The 19,293-nt window shown below is 61.7% G+C and carries 17 protein-coding genes, 1 tRNA gene and 1 pseudogene; 6 read left to right on the forward strand and 13 right to left on the reverse strand.

Annotated elements, in window-relative coordinates; all coding sequences use genetic code 11:
- Positions 1-50 precede the first annotated feature (50 nt).
- The 3 genes and pseudogenes from GKZ67_RS17865 to GKZ67_RS17870 all read right to left on the reverse strand — a co-directional run bounded on the left by GKZ67_RS17865 (position 51) and on the right by GKZ67_RS17870 (position 1,779).
- Positions 51-1,108 (reverse strand): annotated as a pseudogene (locus GKZ67_RS17865) (TCR/Tet family MFS transporter).
- Positions 1,105-1,299, reverse strand: coding sequence for a hypothetical protein (locus GKZ67_RS24795; RefSeq protein ID WP_317172182.1), 195 nt, complete (start codon positions 1,297-1,299; stop codon positions 1,105-1,107). The pseudogene GKZ67_RS17865 and the gene GKZ67_RS24795 overlap by 4 nt, the downstream one beginning before the upstream one ends.
- A 57-nt stretch (positions 1,300-1,356) precedes the next feature.
- Positions 1,357-1,779, reverse strand: a complete 423-nt coding sequence (locus GKZ67_RS17870; RefSeq protein WP_173245055.1) for a hypothetical protein — start codon at positions 1,777-1,779, stop codon at positions 1,357-1,359.
- Between the two features lie 254 nt (positions 1,780-2,033).
- Here GKZ67_RS17870 and GKZ67_RS17875 point away from each other — a divergent pair.
- Positions 2,034-2,106, forward strand: a tRNA-Met gene (locus GKZ67_RS17875).
- A 62-nt stretch (positions 2,107-2,168) separates the two neighbouring features.
- Here the strand turns inward: GKZ67_RS17875 and lepB are convergent.
- Positions 2,169-3,323: a signal peptidase I gene (gene lepB, locus GKZ67_RS17880; protein ID WP_173245058.1), complete on the reverse strand. Its 1,155-nt coding sequence runs from the start codon at positions 3,321-3,323 to the stop codon at positions 2,169-2,171.
- Positions 3,324-3,414: 91 nt separating this feature from the next.
- A complete protein-coding gene (locus GKZ67_RS17885; RefSeq protein WP_173245060.1) occupies positions 3,415-4,452 on the reverse strand; it encodes a chemotaxis protein CheB in 1,038 nt (345 codons plus the stop codon).
- A 222-nt stretch (positions 4,453-4,674) separates the two neighbouring features.
- On the opposite strand from GKZ67_RS17885, the gene GKZ67_RS17890 reads away from it, so the two are divergent.
- The 3 genes from GKZ67_RS17890 (at position 4,675) to GKZ67_RS17900 (ending at position 10,943) form a co-directional block, all read left to right on the forward strand.
- A complete protein-coding gene (locus tag GKZ67_RS17890; RefSeq protein WP_173245063.1) occupies positions 4,675-7,734 on the forward strand; it encodes a CheR family methyltransferase in 3,060 nt (1,019 codons plus the stop codon).
- A 347-nt stretch (positions 7,735-8,081) separates the two neighbouring features.
- A complete protein-coding gene (locus GKZ67_RS17895) occupies positions 8,082-10,379 on the forward strand; it encodes a PAS domain S-box protein (protein WP_173245066.1) in 2,298 nt (765 codons plus the stop codon).
- 156 nt (positions 10,380-10,535) lie between these two features.
- Positions 10,536-10,943 (forward strand): STAS domain-containing protein, encoded by a 408-nt coding sequence (locus tag GKZ67_RS17900; protein WP_173245069.1) that lies wholly within the window; start codon positions 10,536-10,538, stop codon positions 10,941-10,943.
- A 40-nt stretch (positions 10,944-10,983) separates the two neighbouring features.
- On the opposite strand, the gene GKZ67_RS17905 is transcribed toward GKZ67_RS17900, so the two are convergent.
- From GKZ67_RS17905 to galK, 3 genes are read right to left on the reverse strand one after another with little or no spacing between them, the layout of a single operon-like run.
- The gene (locus GKZ67_RS17905; protein WP_173245072.1) at positions 10,984-12,024 is read right to left on the reverse strand and encodes a UDP-glucose--hexose-1-phosphate uridylyltransferase; all 1,041 of its coding nucleotides are present in this window, start codon (positions 12,022-12,024) and stop codon (positions 10,984-10,986) included.
- Positions 12,025-12,057: 33 nt separating this feature from the next.
- Positions 12,058-12,456: a four helix bundle protein gene (locus tag GKZ67_RS17910; protein WP_254244921.1), complete on the reverse strand. Its 399-nt coding sequence runs from the start codon at positions 12,454-12,456 to the stop codon at positions 12,058-12,060.
- Positions 12,428-13,594, reverse strand: a complete 1,167-nt coding sequence (galK, locus tag GKZ67_RS17915; protein ID WP_173245075.1) for a galactokinase — start codon at positions 13,592-13,594, stop codon at positions 12,428-12,430. The genes GKZ67_RS17910 and galK overlap by 29 nt, the downstream gene beginning before the upstream one ends.
- A 156-nt stretch (positions 13,595-13,750) precedes the next feature.
- Here galK and GKZ67_RS17920 point away from each other — a divergent pair, with 156 nt between their 5' ends.
- Positions 13,751-13,939 carry a hypothetical protein gene (locus tag GKZ67_RS17920; protein WP_151086700.1) on the forward strand — a complete coding sequence of 63 codons (189 nt, stop codon included), beginning with the start codon at positions 13,751-13,753 and terminating at the stop codon, positions 13,937-13,939.
- A gap of 91 nt (positions 13,940-14,030) precedes the next feature.
- Here GKZ67_RS17920 and GKZ67_RS17925 read toward each other — a convergent pair whose 3' ends face one another.
- The 5 genes from GKZ67_RS17925 to GKZ67_RS17945 form a co-directional block, all read right to left on the reverse strand.
- Positions 14,031-14,693 (reverse strand): sterol desaturase family protein, encoded by a 663-nt coding sequence (locus GKZ67_RS17925; protein WP_173245078.1) that lies wholly within the window; start codon positions 14,691-14,693, stop codon positions 14,031-14,033.
- 42 nt (positions 14,694-14,735) lie between these two features.
- Positions 14,736-15,299, reverse strand: a complete 564-nt coding sequence (locus GKZ67_RS17930; RefSeq protein WP_173245081.1) for a shikimate kinase — start codon at positions 15,297-15,299, stop codon at positions 14,736-14,738.
- A 6-nt stretch (positions 15,300-15,305) separates the two neighbouring features.
- Positions 15,306-16,367, reverse strand: coding sequence for an ABC transporter permease (locus tag GKZ67_RS17935; RefSeq protein WP_173245084.1), 1,062 nt, complete (start codon positions 16,365-16,367; stop codon positions 15,306-15,308).
- 107 nt (positions 16,368-16,474) lie between these two features.
- Positions 16,475-17,593, reverse strand: a complete 1,119-nt coding sequence (locus tag GKZ67_RS17940) for a BT_3928 family protein (RefSeq protein WP_173245087.1) — start codon at positions 17,591-17,593, stop codon at positions 16,475-16,477.
- Positions 17,594-17,652: 59 nt separating this feature from the next.
- Positions 17,653-18,216: a DUF1599 domain-containing protein gene (locus tag GKZ67_RS17945; RefSeq protein WP_173245090.1), complete on the reverse strand. Its 564-nt coding sequence runs from the start codon at positions 18,214-18,216 to the stop codon at positions 17,653-17,655.
- Positions 18,217-18,348: 132 nt separating this feature from the next.
- On the opposite strand from GKZ67_RS17945, the gene folP reads away from it, so the two are divergent.
- The gene (gene folP / locus GKZ67_RS17950; protein ID WP_317172183.1) at positions 18,349-19,284 is read left to right on the forward strand and encodes a dihydropteroate synthase; all 936 of its coding nucleotides are present in this window, start codon (positions 18,349-18,351) and stop codon (positions 19,282-19,284) included.
- The last annotated feature ends 9 nt before the right edge of the window (positions 19,285-19,293 follow it).

Genomic DNA, 19,293 nt, shown 5'->3' on the forward strand with positions numbered 1-19,293 from the left:
AAAAAGCCCTCACAGGCAGCTGTAAGGGCTTTTTTATAGAAAAAATAATTTCAATGACCGCTGCCCTCGGGAGTAGCCGGGGCGGCGATGGCCGGCGGCAGCCGCCGCAGGGGCCCGGCTGCCACCAGCAGCGCCACCACCGACAGCCCCGCTCCTACCAGAAACGGCATCCCCGGAAAATAGAGCGGCGCCCGGGGCCGCGTAAACCAGGCAAACAAGCTGGTCATAAACAGCGGCCCCACTACGCCGGTGGCGCTAACGAGCGAGGTGAGCGCGCCTTGCAGCTCGCCCTGCTCATTGGGCGGCACCTGCCCCGAAATGCTGCCCTGCAAAGCCGGCCCTGCCAGTCCGCCCAGGCAGTAGATGCACGTGATAGCAAACATCATCCAGCCCTGGGAGGCGAACGAATATAGTAAAAATCCTATTATATAGAAGGTAAGACCGATGACAATTGCCCGCGCCGGGCCCAGCCGGGGCATCAGCACCCGTACCAGGCCGCCCTGCACAATAAGGGCTCCCAGACCGACCGCGCCGAGCGAGTAGCCGATGAGCCGCTCATTCCAATGAAACTTGAGGATGGTGTAAAAAGTCCAGACCGACTGCGTGGCCGAGCCGGCCAGATACAGTAGCACCAGCGCTACCACCAGGCCTATTATTTTGGGATATTTGCCCAGGCGTATCAGCGAAGCTACCGCGTTGGCCCGCGCCCACTCAAAAGGCCGGCGGCGCTCCAGGGGCAGCGACTCGGGCACCAGAAACAAGCCGTAGAGGAAGTTGCACAAGCTCAGCACGGCTGCCACTACAAAGGGCACCCGAGGCCCGAAATGCGCAAACAGCCCGCCTAGCACCGGCCCGATAATAAAGCCCAACCCAAACGCCGCGCCCACCAGCCCAAAGTTCTGGGCACGCTTTTCGGGGTGCTCACGTCGGCAATGTAGGCGGTGGCCGTCGTAAAGCTGGCCCCGGTGATGCCGGCAATGGTGCGCCCCACAAACAGCCAGCCGATGCTCGGGGCCAGCGCCAGAAATATATAGTCGCAGCCCAGGCCCAGCAGCGAAGCCAGTAGCACCGGCCGCCGCCCAAAGCGGTCAGACAGTCCGCCAATCACCGGCGCAAAGGCAAACTGCGCCGCTGCGTAGGCAAATGACAGCCAGCGTACTGGGAGGCGCGGCTCACGCCTTCGCCCGTGAGCTGCTCAATGAGCGTGGGCAGCACCGGAATGATGACGCCCAGCCCGATTACATCGATGAGAATGGTAACGAAGATGAAAGCCAGGGCGGCGGGGCGTTTGGGCGACATATACTGCGTAAGTAAGGAGAAAGCAGAAATGAGAAACGGCCGGGTAGGTCGGCCGCCTCACGCCCGCAGGTTGGGCGCCAGCAGCCAGTCGATGGCCAGCTGCTCATCCACGAAGCGGTCGGCCACGAAGGGCTTACCGGTGAAGTAAGTGGGAGGCGGAAACGCCGCGTCGGCTGCCGTATCGCGCAGGTACAGCGGGGCCAGCAGGTACGCCAGGCGGGTATGGCCGCCCAGGCGCAGCTCCAACTGCGGCAGCAGCGTGCTCACCATCCACTGCGCGCCAATCTGGTGGGTGTTGAGGCGGCGGCGCACGTCGAGCAGCCAGCGGCGGTGGCGGCCCGAGGCCGCCGCGTCGAGCAGGGCCTCGTAGCCGCGCGTCATCTCGGCCAACTCGATGGGACGCAGCCAGCGCGCCACCAGCACATCGAGGTCGGCCCGGTAGCTGATAGCCAGAAAATCGTCGAGGTGAGTAAGGTCCATAAAAGCAACGGGGCGGGCAAAGATACCCGCCCGCCCCGTTGCGGCTAAGCGGTGCCATATCCCGGTACCGGGCGAAAAAGTACGTGGCCGGCCCGCGCGGACGCTGGTTTCTGACGGCACGAACAATGATTTAGTAAGCAACCTGCTAAAAAATTTAAACCTGATTGTCAGGTAGTCCAGCCTAAATCCGGGTCTTTTACCCAGCGGCTGCTTGCGGGCACACATTTTTTAGCTACCTTTGCACTCCCAAACAATGCGGGGTGGAGCAGTTGGTAGCTCGTTGGGCTCATAACCCAAAGGTCACTGGTTCGAGTCCAGTCCCCGCTACTAAAAAGGCCGTTTTCTTCCCGAAAACGGCCTTTTCTTTTGTCCAGCATGTTGGGGTAGTGCTAGCTCACGGGGCGTAGCAGCCGGCTCCAGCGCACGCGGTGCCAGAAGTCAGCGTGGGGGTCGAGTGAGAGCCACACAAACACGGCTTTGCCCACCACATGGTCTTCGGGCACAAAGCCCCAGAAGCGCGAATCTTCGGAGTTGTGGCGGTTGTCGCCCATCATCCAGTAATAGTTCTGCTTGATGGTATAGCGGGTGAGCGGCCGGCCATTTTGCTGAATCATGCCATCCTTCCAGCTAATACCCTGGTTGTGCTCGTACTGGCTCACTATTTTATAGTAAATAGCGGCGTTGGCGGGCGTCAGGGCAATAGTCTGGCCTTTTTTCGGCACCGGCAGCGGGCCATAGTCGTCGAGCTGCCACTTGCGCGGCACCGCGCTCCTGGCGCCCGACACGTCGAAATCGGCCACATCGGGGAAAAGTTCGGCCGTAGGTGTTACTACGGTCAGCGACTGCACGTAGGGCTGCTTTTTAAAGTACGCGGCCACGCTGGCCGGGCAGCTGATGAAGTAGCCCAGCTGGCCGGTTTCGGGGTTGGTGCCCATCGCCGGAATGCCGTCGGGCTGAGTGTAGTCTACTACGCCCTCGTCGTGGAGGGCCTGGCGCACTTCGTCGTTGGGCTGGGGCACGGCCAGGAAATAGGTGGTTTGAGGCTGGCCGGCAATGGGTTCGGGGCGACCATTGACAAACACCTGGCCCTGGCGAATGGCTAGGGTGTCGCCGGCAATGGCCACGCAGCGCTTGATAAGAAAGGTGCGCAGGTCGGCCGGGCGCTGCTGCTCGTGCGGCACATGAAACACGACTACGTCGTTGCGCTGCACCGAGCTAAAGCCTGGGAAACGGTAGGTGGGCAGCTGAATCAGGTCGGAGTAGCTTTTCAGGCCCAGCAGCGGCAGCGTCTGGTGCGTGAGCGGCACTTGCAGGGGCGTTTGGGGCGTCTGGGGGCCATAATGCAATTTGCTCACAAACAGGTAGTCGCCCACAAGCAGCGAGTGCTCCATGCTCTCGGATGGGATGACGTAGGCCTCGACGGCCGACCAGCGCAGCAGCGTAGCTGCCACCACGGCAAACAGTAGCGAGTTGAGCCACTCGCGAGCTTGGCTGGGGGCAGGGGCAGGCGCGGCACCAGGCCGCCGGCGCGAAAAGAAAGCCATAGGGTGAAGAAGAGAAGGTGGTGAAAAAGAGAAGGGCTTCGCCAGGAAAACCTGACGAAGCCCAACGCAAAAGCAGCTGTTTTTCTTATCCTTAGCCCTGTCCCGTTTCGTCGGTGCCCGATACGGGCGGCTCTACGCGCTCGGTGCCGTTGAGCATAAACTCACGCAGGCGGTTGATGTGGCGCTTCATTTCCTCTACGCGCTCGGCCTGCTGTATGCTCAGGTAGCTATCGCCGTGGCCAGCTATGCTGGCGAGCAGGTTTTTGCGCTCTTCCATCATGCGCAGGGCTACCCACATTGTCTCTTCCAGGGCGTGCTGTGAGCTTTCAGCCAGGGCATCGGCCGTAAACGCGTGGCCCGTGTGGCAGCGGTAGCGCAGCACACTGCCCTGCCGCAATTCCCAAAGCGACCCGCCGCAATCGGGGCAGGTAAGGGGCACCTGGTGCCCCAGCTGCGTTACTTGTTCAGTAGTTCCCACAACGCGCTCGGCAATAGCCGCTTCTAGTTTTAAATCGGGAGGAATGACAGTAGCCATGGTGGCGGAAGAGGGGCTGCCAGAGGAGCTGACTAAGTTAGTCAGCAGCGCGCCCATCGCGTCGAGGGGCACCACATAGTCTACTGCCACATTGCGCAGGGCACTCTCGGGCATGCTCGAAAACTCAGCATCGGCCGGGTCTTGCACCACGGCCGTGCCCCCGCAGCGCTTAATAAAGTCGAGGCCCGCCGTGCCGTCGTGCAGCATGCCGGTGAGCACCACGCCGATAGTATGCGAGTCGAACTCGACGGCCGCCGAGCGAAACAGGGCGTCGGCGGCGGGGCGGTAGCTGTTTTCGCGCGGGCCTTTGGTTACCAGCAAGTGGTCGTTTTTAACCAGCAGGTGGCGGTCGGGCGGGGCCAGGTAAAGGTGGCCAGCTTCGAGCGCCGCGCCATTGACCGCCAGGTGGCAATGCAAGGCAGTGTGCTTCGACAGCCGGTTTACCAGCACCTCGGCAGTGGAGTCGGGTGCCAGGTGCTGCACCACGAGCACGGCAGCGGGCAGGGTAGCAGGCAGCTGGGCTACCAGCTGCGTAAGCGCGGGCATGCCGCCGGCCGAGGTTCCAATAACGATGAGATAGAGGGGGCTAGCCACAGTAATAAAGTAAAAAGCAGAAAACAGCGCGAAACGCCGGTCCTTCCGGCAGGCCCAAAATAGAGTTTGTACGGTAGCAGCTCCAAATTGGATAACGCAGCCCCGGCCTTATCTTGCCTTATCTTGGTTGGCTATTGTTGGATTTTTTGGCGCTACGCCCGGTTTGCGGTGTCGTTACTCACCTACCTTCGCTAGCTGCGTTATACCAAGCACTTACCCGCTATGATGTCTGATGCTGAGCAGGAAGATGCTCCTGACTTGGAAACTCCTGGGGTGCCGTTGCCAGCGGCCGGGGTCACTACGCCCGCCCCTAAAAGTGTGGCCCGGCTGCGCGACAGCCTGGGCAGTCCCACCGATAAGTTTGCCGTAGTGGCGCTGTGCGGCTCGGCGGGCGCGCTCGAAGCCTACGAGCGGTTCTTTGCGCACCTGCCGGCCCAGACCGGGCTGGTCTTTGTGGTGGTGCTGCACCGCCTGCCCGACCCCGACCTGGAGCAGGGCATGTCCCTCGTGCAGGTTATTCAGCGCTTTACCCCCCTGCCCGTGGCCGAGGCGCAGGATGGCCAGCGCGTGCGCCCCAACCACGTTTACCTCATTCCGGCCAACTACGACTTGAGCCTGCTGCACGGCTGTCTCTACCTGCTCAAGCCCACGCAGCCGGCGGGCCGCCGCCTACCCATCGACTTCTTTCTGCAAACGCTGGCCAAAGACATGGGCGAGCGGGCGGTATGCATTATTTTCTCGGGGCTGGGCAGCGATGGCACCATCGGGCTGAAGCTCATCATGGAAAGCTTCGGCATGGTGATGGTGCAGGCCCCCGAAACGGCGGCCTTCGACGCGATGCCGCTGGCCGCCATGGCCACCGAGTTTATCGATTTTGTGCTGGCTCCCGAGCTCATGCCCACCCAGCTGCTCGACTACCTCGAGCGCCCGCTCGAAGTGCGGGCGCTGCGCGCCTCCGATGCGGCAACGGATGCGCAGCCGAGCCACGCGCTTCAGAAAATCTTTTTGCTCATCCGCAACCAAACGGGGCACGACTTCAGCTTTTATAAGCGCAACACCGTGTTTCGGCGCATCGAGCGGCGCATGAACTCGCACCAAATCCGGGAGTTTACGCACTACGTGCGCTTTCTGCAGGAAAACCCCCGGGAGGTCGAGCAGCTGTTTCACGAGCTGCTGATTGGCGTTACCAAGTTTTTTCGCGATGCCGAGGCGTTTGCCAGCCTCAAGGAGCACCTGCGGCCCATTCTGGCCGCCAAAGAGCCCGATAGCACCATTCGGGTGTGGGCGCCCGGCTGCTCGACCGGCGAAGAGGCTTACTCGCTGGCCATGACGCTCTTCGAGTGCCTCGATGAGCTGCAACCCAGCCGCCACCTGCGGGTGCAGATATTTGCCACCGACATCTCGCCCGATGGCGTGGCCTTCGCCCGCGCCGGCCAGTACAGCCCCAACATTGAGGGCGACGTGAGCCCCGAGCGCCTGGAGCGGTTTTTCCAGCACGTAGATGGCCATTACCAGATTCGGAAGGAAGTGCGCGACGTAGTGGTGTTTGCCCTGCACAACCTCAACAAGGACGCGCCTTTTATGAAGCTCGACCTGCTGGTGTGCCGCAACTTGCTCATCTACCTCAATGCCGAGCTGCAGCGCAACCTGCTGCCCGTTTTTCACTATTCGCTGCACCCTGGCGGCCTGCTTTTTCTAGGGACCAGCGAAAACATTACCGGCTTTCACGACCTGTTTCAGCCGCTTGATGTGAAGTGGAAGATTTCGCGCCGCAGCAGCCAGCCCGTTGCCCTGCCGCACCTTCTTAGGTTTCCTTTTTCCCAGGCGCAGCATACTGCCGTACCTCCCACTACGACCCACATGTCGTCTTCTACTCCTAACTACCGCCAGAACAACACCTTTGCCGCGCTGGTCCAGAAAACCCTGCTGCAAACCTACGCCCCGCCCGCCGTGATTATCGAGCCCAAGGGCGAAATACTGTACGTAAACGGGCGCACCGGCAAATACCTCGAGCCCGCCCCCGGCCTGAGCGGGATGAACATCTTTGAGATGGCGCGCGAGGAGCTGAGCTTTGAGATAAGCGGGGCCGTGCACCGTGCCCTGCAAAGCCGCCAGGACGTGGTAGTGGACAATGTGCCCGTGCGTACCGAGGCCGGCCAGCAGCTGCTGCGCCTGAGCGTAAGCCACCTCGGCGGCGCCGAAATACTCACCGGCCTGCTGCTGGTGGTGTTTGAAGACCAGCCTACCCCGCGCCGGGTGCGGCTGGCCAAGCGCAACCCGCAGCAAGACAGCCAGCACCGCGATGCCGTGGTGTCTGCCCTCGACAAAGAGCTGCAATACACCAAGCACCGCCTCCAAACTACCGTGGAGGAAATGGAGAGCAGCCTCGAAGAGCTCAAAAGCACCAACGAGGAGCTGCAGAGCGCCAATGAGGAGCTGCAAAGCACCAACGAGGAGGCCATGACCAACAAGGAGGAGCTGCAAAGCCTTAACGAGGAGCTGATGACCCTCAATATGCAGTACCTGGCCAAAACCGAGGAGCTGAGCCAGGCCGCCAACGACATGAAAAACCTGCTCGATGCCACCGAAATCGCGATTATCTTCCTCGATAATGATTTACGGATAAAGCGGTTTACGCCCCCTGTGGCCCGCATCGTGAGCCTGCTGCCCACGGATGTCGGCCGGCCCATGGCGCATTTTACCTCCAGCCTGCGCTACGAGCACCTGCTGCGCGACGTGCAGCGCGTGCTCGACCGTCTCACCAGCCTCGAAATAAATATTCAGACAACTAAGGGCCAGTGGTTTACGATGCGTATTCTGCCCTACTGCTCACTCGACAACTACATCGACGGGGCCGTTATTACCTTCACCGACATTACTACCCTCAAAGACCTGGAACTGCGCTCGCAGGAAACGGCTCACCTTAGTGCCAGCGTGATGGCCGCCGTGCGCGAGCCCCAGCTAGCCCTCAATGCCAACCTGGTGGTACTGAGCGCCAACCAGCCCTTTGCCGATACCTTTGGCGAGCCGCTGGCCCGTATAGTCGGGCAGCCGCTGGCGCAGCTGGACGGGGCCTGGCAGCTGCCCGAGCTGCACGAGCAGCTGCTGCTGCTGCTCGACCCGGCCGGGCCCATCTCCGAATTCAGCGGCCTGACCCTGGAGGCCAGCTTTACGGGCCTGGGCCGGTGCCAGGTGGTGCTCTACGGCTGCCGGCTGCTGCACGAGGGCCAGCCCACGGGCCAGCTGCTGCTGGGTGTGCGGTCGCTGGAACGCCTGCCCTAGCGGCGCGCAGACAGGAACGAGGCTAAGACTTTTTTTCTTCCTGGCCGTAATTCTCAGCTGAAGTCTGCTTGTCGAAGCATTGACGGCCTGGCTAGCTACCGTCCACTCACCCTGGCAAGGGAGCCGAAAGACTGTCTTATATTAAATATACCTTATACCTTATACCTTATACCTTATACCTTATACCTTATATAAGACTGAATTACTTTTGCGGTCGAGGTTGTGCCAACCTGCCACTGGCCCGAGCTTTATGGCCCGAAGCTTTCTTTCTCCAGCGCTATGAGCCCGCCCGATGCTACCAACCCTACCTTGCCCCCGACCCCAGCGCCGCGCTGCAAAGCCTGCGTATGCGCGCCGAGCGGCGCCGGCTGGTAGCAGAAAGCCTGCCGGCCAACATAAATCCTGAGGTGCAGCGCCTGGTGCAGGAGCTGCAAGTGCACCAGATAGAGCTCGAAATGCAGTACGAGGAGCTGCTGCTGGCGCAGACCGAGGCCGAAAGCAACCGTCTGAAATACCTCGACCTCTACGACTTTGCACCGGTGGGCTATTGTACGCTGACTGCCAACGGCACCTTGCAGCAGCTAAACCTGCACCTGAGCCAGCTGTTGGGCCAGGTGCGCCAGCAACTGCTCAACCGCCGGCTGGCCCTGTTTGTAGTGCCCGCCGAGCGCCCGGCGTTTGCCGACTTTATAGCCCGCTTGTGGGCAGGGCCCGACCAGCGGCAGTCGTGCGAGCTGACGATGCAGCGCGATGACCGAACCACGTTTTTTGCCCAGCTCGAAGGTGTGCTGGCGCCGGAGGGCGCCGGGCCGGGCCGGCCCGCCACCGGCTGCCGTCTGGTAGTGCTCGACATAACCGAGCGCCGCCGGGTGGCTGCTGCGCTGGCCGCCAGCGAAGCCCGCTTTCGGGCGGCCTTCGAGCAAAGCCGCGATGCCGCGCTCCTGCTCGAAGGCTATTCCTTTGCCGATGCGAATAGCATTGCCCTGCGCATGCTAGGCGTGGCCAGTACCGAGCAGCTAAAGGGCCGGCGCCTGCCCGAGTTCTGGCCCGAGCGGCAGCCCGACGGCCGCCGCTCGCTTCAGCTGCTTACCGACTGCATGAGCCATGCCCGCAGCAACGGCTGGTGCCGCCTCGAATGGATGCGCTACAACGCCGCTGGCGAACCGGTGTGGGACGAGCTCTCCTTTACGCCGGTACTTGTGCAGGGCCAGGCGCTGCTGTCGGTGGTGTGGCGCGATATAACGGCCCGCCAGCACAGCGAGCAGCAGCTGCGCGAAAGCGAGGCCCGCCTCCAGATGGCCCTGGCCGCTGCCAACACCGGCGTCTGGAGCTGGGAGCTGGCGACCGGGCAGCTGCAGCAGGATGCCCGGGCTCAGCAAATATTTGGGCTCAACACCGCGCCTACCGCCCACACCCTGCCCTTTGCCTGCTTACAGGATGCCATTTATCCCGCCGACCAGGCAGTGGTGCAGCAGGCCCTCGACCAAGCCATGCTTACGCACGCGGTATTCGACCTAGAGCACCGCCTGGTGCGGGCCGATGGCACGGTAAGCTACGTGGCGGCCATGGGTCGCTTCAGCTACGACGAGCGCACTGGCCAGCCCCGGCATCTTACCGGGCTGGTGCGCGACGTCACGAGCCGGCGCGTGGCGCAGGAAGAGCTCAGCTATAAGAACCGCCTGCTGGGCAATATTCTGCACCACTTGCCCGTAGTGCTCAGCCGCCTGGGCCTGGATGGGTGCTACCGCGAGCAAACTGGCTACGCGCTGCGCCGCCTGGGCCTGGCCAACAACGAGCTGGTAGGCCAGAAAGAGGCCGACTTGTTTCCGACTACGGCGGCGCACTTCGAGCGGCTGCGTACCGGCCAGAGCGACAGCTACGTGCTGACTATCGAGTATCAGGGCCGGTCGGCCGTGCTGCAGTGCTTCGGCTTTTTTGATGAGGAAAAGCAGGAAGTAGTCATCTTCGCCCTCGATGTTACCGAGTCGGAGCGCCTGAAGGAAGAGGCTACCCAGCTTAAGCTGCGCCAGCAGCAGGAAGTGCTCTCGGCCATCCTCACCACGCAGGAGCAGGAGCGCCGCCGCATTGCCGAAGCGCTGCACAACGGCGTAGGTCAGCTGCTTTACGCGACGCGCCTGCACCTCGATACGCTGCCGCCCTCCGAGGCTGTGCGCGCCGGCCGGCAGCTGCTCAATGAGGCTATTCAGGCCACGCGCAACATCTCGTTTGAGCTTACGCCTACCATCCTGGAAGACTTTGGCCTCGCTGCTGCCCTGCAGGAGCTAGTGGGCCGCATTCCCGGCAGCCTGGCCGTCGACCTCAACCTCAAGGGCCTGGCGCAGACGCTGCCCAGCATGTTGGCTACCGCCATCTACCGCATTGTGCAGGAACTGCTAAATAATGCCATGAAGCACGCCCAGGCCCAGGAGGTATTTGTGGAGGTAAGCCAGGAAAATGAGCAGGTATATATTGTGGTGGAAGACGATGGGGTGGGGTTTGAGGCCAGCAGCCCGGCTTCGCTGGCGGGCATCGGGCTGGCCGGCATTCGTACGCGGGTGGGGCTGCTGGGCGGCTCGATTACTATCAAATCGCGGCCGGGCCAGGGCACGGGCTTCTTTCTGCAGCTGCCGGTACCCGCCGCCTAAAGCAGCTGCGCGAAGTACGTAAGTGATATACGGGAAGTTAGCCCTCGTAAATCAGGGTTTTTCGCTTGTTTTATTGCATTAAAACGGTGTAGCTTTGTAGAAGGTGCTTTATGGCCAATGGTTATAGAATATCAACTTACTCTACTCTCTTCTACTATGAAAACAAGCGCTACGTTTACTATTCATATCAGTACATACCGGGCCACGGTGGGCCTGAGCCTGCGCGGCCGTTGCGATACGCCGGCCGCGGCCACCCAGCTTGAGCAGGCTATTGCGGAGGTCATGAGCTACGGCCAGCCCTTTATCTGGGTCGATTGCCAGCGCCTGGCTTATCTGAGCTGGCAGGCCCAGCGGGCCATTCTCAACGTCAGCCAGCAGGCACGGCTAGCCGGCAGCACCATCTACTGGTGCGGCTTCCTGCCCGGTGTGCTCACCCAGCTGGCCGATACCGGCCTGCACCTGCTGCTTACCATGCTGCCCGCCGCGGCCTACCAGGGCCCAGCCACGCTGCTCCAGGAAACCGTGCCCACGGCCCCGCACACGCACAAGTTTATGGAAGGGTAAGCGGGCAGCTGAAGCCCCCTTACGTCGTTGGCCATCAAAATCAGGCCTTCGCCTTATAGTGCACGCCAGGTAGCGCCCGCAGCCGCTCGGCGGCCTGCTCGGCCGTGATGTCGCGCTGGGCATTGGCCAGCAGCTCGTAGCCCACCATAAACTTCTTTACCGTGGCCGAGCGCAGCAGCGGCGGCAAAAAGTGCATGTGCAGGTGCCACTCGGGGTAGTCTTTGCCATCGGTGGGCCGCTGGTGAAAGCCAGCCGAGTACGGGAAGCTGATTTCAAACAGGTTGTCGTAGCGAATGGTAAGCTGGCTCAGAATGTCGGCCAGCCCGTCGCGCTCCGGGTCGGTAAGCTGGGTAAGGTCCTGCACGGCGCGGCGCGGCAGCACCAGCGTTTCGAAGGGCCACACCGCCCAAAAAGGCACCAGCACTACCCAGGTGTCATTTTCGACCACGAAGCGGGTTTTGGTTTTCTCCTCAATGGCGAGGTAGTCGCTGAGCAGCGTCCGGCCGTTTTTCTCGAAATACGCTTTCTGGGTCTGGCTTTCCCTGGCGGGCAGGTCGGGCACAGTGCGCTCGCTCCAAATCTGGCCGTGCGGGTGCGGGTTCGAGCAGCCCATTACAAAGCCTTTGTTTTCAAATATCTGCACGTAATTAATAGCCGGGTCGGCCCCCAGCGTGCGAAACTCGTCGGTCCATACATCCACTACGCGGCGAATTTCCGCCACCGGCATCTCGGGCAGGGTCAGGTCGTGGCGGGGCGAAAAGCACAGCACGCGGCAGTGCCCGGTTTCGGCCTCGGCCCGCAGCAGGCCACCTTCGGCAAACGAGCCGGGCTCTCCCGCGGGCAGCAGCGCCGCGAAATCGTTATCGAACACAAACTGGTGCTCGTATGGCGGGTTTACGGCGCCGCTGGTGCGGGTATTACCGGGGCAGAGGTAGCAGGTGGGGTCGTAGGCGGGGCGCACTTCCACCTCGTTCTTTTCCTGCTGGCCCTGCCAGGGGCGCTTGGCGCGGTGCGGCGATACAAGTACCCACTCATCGAGCAGCGGGTTGTGGCGGCGGTGGGGCTGCGAGGCGAGGTCCATAGGGGTAATGGTTAATTTTTTAGCGATTAATGGTTAATGTCTGCTGACCGTCTTGGCAGTTTTGAGGGAGCTGATGAGCAGCTTTAGCAACTCGGTGGCGTCGGCGCGCAGGCTTTGCGCTTGTGGTGGCGTGAGGTAATCAGTAGCTTCAAGTAGCTCAAGCCAGTAAAGCGCTTCGTTTATTTCCTTCTGGGCAATGGCCAGCTTGTGAATAAAGTCAGCTTTAGATTCGGCATGTTCAGCTTCGCGTATCATGGCTCCTACGCTGGTGCCACACCGTAGCAGCTGCTTAGCAAGCACATATTCTCGCTTTGCCGTCGTCAGGTGCTGATGCACACCCACGACTCGCACCGCAAAACGAAAGCTCTTGTTCCGAAGGATATTTTCTTTAGGCCCCGGACAATTAACCATTAAAAAGCTCGCCCACGCCATCGGCGAGGTTTGTCACGTACGTATCCAGCTTCCGGCCTGCTTTCTCCTGGTAGCCGTTGGTCATGAAAGCGATAAACTTATCGACCTCAGTGGCAGCCACCAGGTTGAGGGTGCAGCCGCCGAAGCCACCGCCCATCATACGGGCTCCGTAGCAGCCGGGCGCGTGGCGGGCCAGCTCTTCGAGCACATCGAGCTCGGCGCAGCTCACCTGGTAGAGGTCGCGCAGGCCGGCGTGGCTGGCGTAAAGCAGCTCGCCTACCTCCGACAGCGGCTTGCCTTCCACCAGGCGGGCGGTGAGGGTTTGTACGCGCTGGTTTTCCTCCACCACGTAGCGGCAGCGCTTTTCAACTACTTCGCCCAGCTCGGCTTTGGCAGCTTCAATGTCGGGTAGGGTCGCGTCGCGCAGCGACTTGATGGCCGGATTGTGCTTTTGCAATATCGCCACGCCCCTGGCGCACTCCTGGCGGCGGGTGTTGTACTCCGAGTCGCCGAGCGCGTGCTTTACGCCCGAATTACAGAGCACCAGCCGCGCATGGGTGGTATCGAGCGGAAAATAAGCATATTCGAGCGAGCGGCAGTCGAGCTCCACTACGTGCCCGGCGCGGCCAAACAAGCTGGCAAACTGGTCCATGAGTCCGCACATTACCTTGGCGTACTCATGCTCGGCGGTTTGCGAGAGGTGGGCCAGCGTCATGGTATCCAGGCCCAGGTGCAGCAGCTGGTTCAGGCCCCAGGCGATGCCGCACTCGGCTGCGGCCGACGACGACAGGCCGGCCCCGCTCGGGATATCGCCGCCAAAGGCACAGTCGAAGCCGGGCACCGACACGCCCCGCTTCAGCAGCCCCGCCACTACGCCCAGCTGGTAGTTGGCCCAGTGCCCGCCGGGTAGCGGCGCAACGTCGGCCACTGCTACCTCGTAGCTGGCATCGAAGTCGAGCGCCCGCAGCCGAATCCGGTCGGTGCCGGTAAGGCGCAGCGCGAAGCGGATTTCCTTATCAATGGCCGCCGGCAGAACCAGCCCATCGTTGTAGTCGGTGTGCTCCCCGATGAGGTTGATGCGGCCGGGCGCGCGCAGCACCAGGGCCGGTGCCGCGCCAAAGTGCCGCGCGAAGGCGGTGGAAAGAGTGGAGTAGTTCATATCGGTGCAAAAGTGCGACAAAAGTGCAAGTTGCCTCACCGGTTTTACGCACCCGCGCCCACCTCGGCCAACCTTTTTTAGCCCAATCTAGTAAAGCCAGCCATAAGCCGGGCAGGTCGCCAGGCGCGCTATATCTTTCACCTTGTGCTTGTTTCCATGACTACTTCACGTCTTTCTCTGCTGTTTGTTTTTGCCATGCTGGCCTCTACGCTCACGGGCTGCCAGATTGCCGGCGATATCTTTAAAGGTGGCATGTGGATTGGCGCCATCGGCGTCTTTATCGTGGTCGCCATCATCTGGTGGCTGGTTAGCAAAATGGGCGGCGGCAACAATACCCCGAGCTAACTGCCCGGCCCTCTTCAGCAAAAAAGCGCGGCTCCCTTGGGAGCCGCGCTTTTTTGCTGAAGAGGCTTTTAATATAGAGAATCGGTAATATTTAGGCCTGTTCCGACCTTTTGGTCGGCATGGTTCCGATGATGTGGTCCCAGAGCGTGCTGCTTACGCCGAAGGCAATCTCATCCTGGCGGTAGTGGTGCTGGGCATGGTGCGTCCACCACACCTTGAGGAAGTTCTTCGGGGGTGCGTATACGTGAATGGCGTAGTGCACAAACAGATACAGCGCATAGCCAAATGTGAAGCCGGCCAGAATGCCAAAGGCCCAGGTGCCGAAGACAACCCGGAAAATAAAGAACAGCAGCGAGGCTACGAACACCGTAATAATGGGCGGCATGGCCAGGCGGGTTTCATCTTTGGGGTACTCGTGGTGCACACCGTGCATGGTATACTGAAACTTGGCCCGCCCCGGCGTGGTGGCCGGGATGTGGTACACGTAGCGGTGCACCAGGTACTCAACGAAGCTGAATAGAAACCAGCCGCCCAGAAACAGTCCCAGCGCCGACACGCCCGACAGAAAGCCGTGGGTGAAGCCGTAGTACAGGCTGATAAGCGCCGTCAGAACGAAAATACTGACCGGCAGCGCGATGTGGGTGTGCGACAGCCGCTCCAGCACCGGGTTTTTAAACAGTTGAGCCGAGCCTTTATGCTTGGGCCGAACCGGCGCAGCAGCCGGCGTAGCGGGCCGGTCGGTAACAGTGTTCATCTCCATACGAAAGCGACTAATATCAGATAACAAGCAGCAAATTTACGCCCTGTCGGGCGTTTGAGTTGGGCCGGGTACGAAGCCGGCCTGGGCCAGCGCCGCCGCAATAGTGGCCGCAGTGGCCACGCCGGCCAGGCGCAGATGCGCCTGGTCGTAAAACCGCTCGCGGGCCGCCAGGGTTCGCTGCAGGTGCGCAAAAAGCGCATCGCTCGGCGTTTGGGCGGGCTGAAGCGCCGCCGCCAGCAGTGGGCGGCGGTTGCTGCTGCCGGCCAGGCGGCGCACCAGCTCGGCCAGCGGTACATCGAGCCAGAGCAAAAAGCCGCTGCTGCGCAGCACCGCTACATTGTCGTGAAAGCAGGGCGTGCCGCCGCCCGTAGCCACTACCAGGGCCTCGGGCCGGGCCGCCACGGCCCGCAGGGCCGCTGCTTCGCGCTCGCGAAAGCCAGCCTCGCCTTCGGCCTCAAAGATGGCCGGTATCGACTGGCCGGCGTCTGCCACAATTGCGGCGTCGAGGTCCAGAAAGCCCCGGCCGTAGCGGGCGGCCAGCTGGCGGCCCAGCGTAGTTTTGCCCGAGCCCGGCAAGCCGATGAGGTAAAGGTGGTGCATGCTTGTTTAATTGATTCTAACGCGCGGGTCGAGCAGCGCATAGAGCATATCGACGGCGATATTGACCAGCACGAAGATGGCGGCCACGAACAAGGTAGCGCCCATCACCACCGGAAAATCGAGGTTTTCGACGGCACGTAAGGTGGTAGTGCCCAAGCCTTTCCAGTTGAAGATATATTCGATGAAAAAGGCCCCCGCCATGAGCGAGGCCAGCCAGCCCGACACGGCCGTTACCACGGGGTTAAGGGCGTTGCGCAGGGCGTGGCGCCACACCGTGCGGCCGGGGCTCAGACCCTTGGCGCGGGCCGTGCGAATATAGTCCTGGCTTAATACATCGAGCATGCTGGAGCGCGTGAGCTGCATAATGATAGCCAGCGGCCGCACGCCCAGGGCAATGGCCGGCAGCAGCAGGTTGCGCAGCACCAGGTGGCGCTCGGCCGTAAACGGGTCAGTTTCGTAGAGCTGGCCGGTCAGGCTCAGGCCGGTCCAGTGGCTCCAGTAAAAGCCGAAGCTGACCGCGATAAGAATAGCCGCCACAAACGAGGGTACCGAAATACCCAGTACCGAAGTAGTAACCAGGGTGCGGTCGAGCCACGACTGCGGCCGCAGCGCGGCCGCCACGCCCAGCCCGATGCCGCCCACGGCTGCCAGCACCATCGCCGCCACGGCCAGCCACAGCGTGCCCGGAAAGCGGTCGAGCAAGAGCGAAAGCACGTCCTGGTTGCTCTGAAACGAGCGCCGCAGGTAAGGCCACTTCAGCACGAGGGCGCGCTGCCGGCCCAGCGGCAGCAGCGCCACGCCGCCGTAGCGTGCCACCCCGGCCGAGTCGCGCCGGTGCACGCCCAGCGGCGAAGCATCGTTGAGGTAGCCGAGCAGACGCGCCGGTAGCGGCTGGTCGAGGCCGAGGTCGGCCGAAATGGCGGCTTTGGTGGCTACATCCGAGCGCTGGCCGGCTAGTAGGGCGGCCGGGTCGCCGGGCAGCACATTAAACAGAAAAAAAACCGTAGTGGCCACGCCCACCAGCACGAGCAGGCCCTGACCCAGGCGGCGCAGAAGAAAGGAGAGCATGGTTGGTAACGTAGCGCGGACTCTGCGAGTCCGCGCGTGAGGAGGGTAGAGCGGGAGCGGGAGTGCCGATAACACAACGCGCGGACTCGCAGAGTCCGTGCTACAGCTTACTGAAGCGCTTTCTCGACCTGGTAGAGCGCCGGAATATCGTGGTAATGGTATTTAGCTACGATGGTGCCGTTGTGCAGTACCAGCAGGCCCGGGTTGGCACGGATGACGGACTTAAGCACCGTGGCATCGGCAAAGTAGAAGGGTGTGGCCAGGTTTACATCGTGCCGGAAGGAATCGAACTTGCCGGCCGCCGTGCTCGTGATGGTGAGTACGTCGATGTGCTTGCGCGATTGAGCGGCTGCGGCAAACAGCTTGTTGAACTGCTCAAAGCGCTCGCGGTCAGTCTTGTTGGTGTTTTGTACAATGAGAATGAGCTTGTTGCCGGTCAGCACCTGCTTGGTTACATCGTTGCCGTCGGGGTCGGAGATGACAAAGTCGGTAATGGCGGGCGTTGAGGTTTGCGGATTGAGCACCGTCATGCTCTTGTACTTCCAGGTCGAGTCGGTCGGAAACTGCTCGGTTTCGAGCGTTTTGCCGCCGCGCTCAAAGGTGTAGCGGTAGCGCGGCGCCTCCGCAGGCTTCATGAGCTGCGGAATGTTGTTGCCAACTTTATAAGGCAGAAAGTCGAAATACGGCAGGTGCCCGAGCGCCCGCACGCCAATGCCGATAGCCAGGGCGCTGGCAAAGGTCATGGCCATGAGGGCGGGCATGCCGCGCAGAAACGAATGGCGCAAGTGCTTCTGGTTGAAGAATACCACTGCCCACAATACCAGCAGCAGTAGGTCTTTGAAAAACGACGTCCAGGGCTTGAGCTTGATAAAATCGCCGAAGCAGCCGCAGTCGGTTACCTTATTAAAAGCGGCCGAATAAAACGTCAGAAACGCGAAAAACACGAGCAGGGCCAGCAGCGCATACAGCGTTTGGCGCAGGTACCAGCGCAGCAGCAGCGCCGTGCCCAGTATCACTTCGAGCGAGCTGAGGGCTATGCTCAGGAAGCGGCTGGCATCGTGCAGGTAGTGGAAAAGCCAGCTAAGCGCGGGCACATCGCCGGAGAATACCTCGAAGTATTCTTCGAGCTTGTAGGCCGTGCCCACCGGGTCGTTGAGCTTGATAAGGCCCGAGAAAATAAACAAAATGCCCAGCAGCCCCCAGCACAGGCGGGTAACTTGGCGCATCGGCGTTGGCAGCGAAATCTTCATAGCGTTAAAACAAAGGTCATGAGGCCCCGGGCCCCTTACGCGGGAGCGTCGGTGCGGGCTGCTTCGCCGCGCAAAATGAGGGCAAACACAGCGTAGTTGAGCATGTCGCGGTAGCCGCCTTCCACACTTTCGCTTACCAAGGCCGCTCCGCCAATATTTTCGAGCTGCTTGATGCGGTGCAGTTTCATCAGAATGAGGTCGGTAATACTGCTCACGCGCATTTGCCGCCAGGCCTCACCATAGTCGTGGTTTTTGGCCAGCAGCAGCTCGCGGTTCAGGGTATTTTCGTGGTCGTACGCAGCGGCAACCTGCGCAGGGGGTAAGTCCAGGGGCGCCTCGGCGGGCAGGCGCAGCTGCATCAGTGCAATGAGACAGTAGTTGATGATGGCAACAAACTCCTCGTCGATGCCGTCGGCAATCTTTTGCGTACCTGCTTCCTGAATCGTGCGGATGCGGTTGGCCTTGATAAAAATCTGGTCCGTGACCGACGGCAGGCGCAGGATGCGCCACGCCGTGCCATAGTCGTGGGTCTTGGCCAGAAACAGCTCGCGGCAGCGGCTCAGAATCAGGTCGTAGTGCGCGGAGGTAGTTAAAGGCATAAGCTTCGGCTGGGGCGAAGGCAGTTAGGCACAAGCTACTGCCTGTGCAAAGTGGAAACCTCCGCAAGTTCGCCCGTAAAGCCGGATATTTAACCCCTCGCTCTCGCTGCCCTGCCTACCCACCCCGCGCCTATGTTGCTGCAAAACGCACTGCCCCAGCAGTTCACTGCTACGCTGAAGAGTCCTCACGGCCGCCTGCTCGACCTGCGCCAGCCCCAGGTGATGGGTATTCTCAACGTAACGCCCGACTCATTCTACCCCGGCTCCCGGCTGGGGGCTGGCTCGGAGGCGGCACTACTACACCGCGCTGAGGCAATGCTGGCGGCCGGCGCCGCCGCTCTCGATGTGGGCGGCTACAGCTCGCGGCCGGGCGCCGACGACATCAGCCCCGACGAAGAAAAAAGCCGCCTGCTGCCCGCGGTAGCGGCCCTGCGGCGCGAGTTTCCGCAGGCTTTTATCAGCGTCGATACCTTCCGGGCCGCAGTGGCCGCCGAGGCCGTAGCCACCGGCGCCGACCTGATAAATGACATTGGCGGCGGCACCCTCGATGCCGGGATGCTGCCCACCGTGGCGCGCCTGCGGGTGCCCTACTGCCTTATGCACCTGAAGGGCACGCCCCAAACCATGCGCAGCCTGGCGCACTACGAAGACGACCTGGTGCTGACGCTGCTGCGCTTTTTCCGCGACCAGCTCGCGGCCCTGCGCCAAGCGGCCAATGGCCAGCCCCTGCCCGATGTCCTGCTCGACCCCGGCTTCGGCTTTGCCAAAACGCCGGCCCACAACCACGAGCTGCTGCGCCGCCTGCCCGAGCTGCACCACCTGGGCTACGGCCTACTGGTGGGCCTCTCGCGCAAGGCCATGGTGTATAAGCCGCTGGGCCTCGGCCCGAAGCGGCTCTCAATGGCACTACCGCCCTGCACGTGCTGGCCCTGCAGGGCGGGGCCCGGCTGCTGCGCGTGCACGACGTGCCCGAGGCGCGGCAAACCATTGCGCTGGTACTGGGAGCGTAAGGCAGCGAAAACAAAAAGCAGCAAGAGAAGCAGTAAAATGAACATGCGCTTTCTTTAGCAGGCGCGA

The sequence above is a fragment of the Hymenobacter sp. BRD67 genome (assembly GCF_013256425.1).
Classification (GTDB): Bacteria; Bacteroidota; Bacteroidia; order Cytophagales; family Hymenobacteraceae; genus Hymenobacter.